Genomic DNA, 1,434 nt, shown 5'->3' on the forward strand with positions numbered 1-1,434 from the left:
GGCCTGATGTTCCACTCCGATCAGGGATGCCAGTACACCAGCGCGCATTTCGTGAACGAACTGAAGGCAAACGGCATCATTCAGAGTATGAGCAGAAAGGGAAACTGCTGGGATACTCAGTCTAAGATCGCTTCTGAACGTCGGACCGATCTGACCCGTGCTGGGATTGGCCAAATTGCCTTTGCGTTGACCTGTCGATCGCATTCCGACGTTCCCCGAGCGTTGCCGGGCCCAGCGTCTGTGACCTGATAGGAGCTTTGTTCTGCACCGTGAGTGTCCTGTCCTGCGAATGGGGTTGGCGATGCGCCCACTACACCGGATATACGCATGGAACAAAACGAAGTGATTCTGGGCGTTGACACGCACCTGGATACGCATGTCGGGGCTGTGATCAGCGACACAGGCAGGCTTCTCGGAACGCTATCAGTTTCGACGGACACTACTGGATATCTTGATCTACTGACATGGGCGAACTCGTTCGGCCCTTTACGTCGCGCCGGGGTTGAGGGGACCGGAACGTATGGAGCGGGATTGACCCGTGTGCTTCGCGATCATGAGATTGAGGTGTTTGAAGTCAATCGTCCCGATCGCGCGATGCGCCGATCTAAAGGGAAGTCCGATCCCACCGATGCCGAGAACGCGGCGCGCGCAGTCCTTGCCGGAAGGGCTACGGCTATCCCCAAGGAGCAGTCCGGCGCCGCGGAGGCGATGCGCGCCGTCTCCGTTGCGAGACGCAGTGCAGTCAAAGCGAAGACACAAGCCATTAACCAGTTGCGAGCCTTGCTCGTGAGCGCGCCTCAAGATATCCGCGATCGTCTTCTGAAAGCGAAAACTGCGGAATGTGTTGAAGGTTGCGCGCGCCTTCGCTCATTGGGCAAAACGCCCATGTTGCAGACGCTGACGACCACACTGCGGTTGTTGGCGAAACGCTGGTTGACGCTGGCGGATGAACTCAAATCGCTCGACGCCATGCTTGATAGCCTGACCAGCCAGTATGCCGGTCGGATTCGTGAACGATTCGGCGTCGGCCCTCAGACCGCTGCAGTACTGGTTGCTGTGGCAGGTGACAATCCCGAACGCCTGAAAAGCGAAGCCGCCCTTGCTGCGCTCTGCGGCACAAGTCCATTGCAGGCTTCATCCGGCAAGACGGTCCGGCATCGCTTGAACAGGGGCGGCGATCGGGCTGCGAACAATGCTCTATGGACCATTGCGATGGTTCGAATGCGCAGTGATCCCCGTACCCGGGTGTACGTGGATCGTCGGACGAAAGAAGGCATGTCGAACAAGGAGATCCACCGCTGCCTCAAGCGCTATATCGTCCGTGAGCTGTACCCGCTCATCCTGGCTGATCTGGCCGATTCGACGCCGGCTTCTTGACATAGGAGCGTCAACGCGCCGGTTGAACGGTTCTTCAGAAGCCTGAAGAACGAGTGG

1 protein-coding gene and 1 pseudogene are annotated in these 1,434 nt (G+C 58.3%); both read left to right on the top strand.

Features of this window, described 5'->3' with window-relative positions:
• A pseudogene (locus tag BUE39_RS34765) lies at positions 1-114 on the top strand (IS3 family transposase); the annotation flags it as partial.
• A gap of 213 nt (positions 115-327) precedes the next feature.
• A complete protein-coding gene (locus BUE39_RS33635) occupies positions 328-1,377 on the top strand; it encodes an IS110 family RNA-guided transposase (RefSeq protein ID WP_073432976.1) in 1,050 nt (349 codons plus the stop codon).
• Positions 1,378-1,434 lie beyond the last annotated feature (57 nt).

The sequence above is a fragment of the Paraburkholderia terricola genome (assembly GCF_900142195.1).
GTDB lineage: Bacteria > Pseudomonadota > Gammaproteobacteria > Burkholderiales > Burkholderiaceae > Paraburkholderia > Paraburkholderia terricola.

Excerpts from the sequence above, each read along its gene's own strand:
- BUE39_RS33635 (WP_073432976.1), top strand. The coding sequence starts at position 328 with ATGGAACAAAACGAAGTGATTCTGGGCGTTGACACGCACCTGGATACG.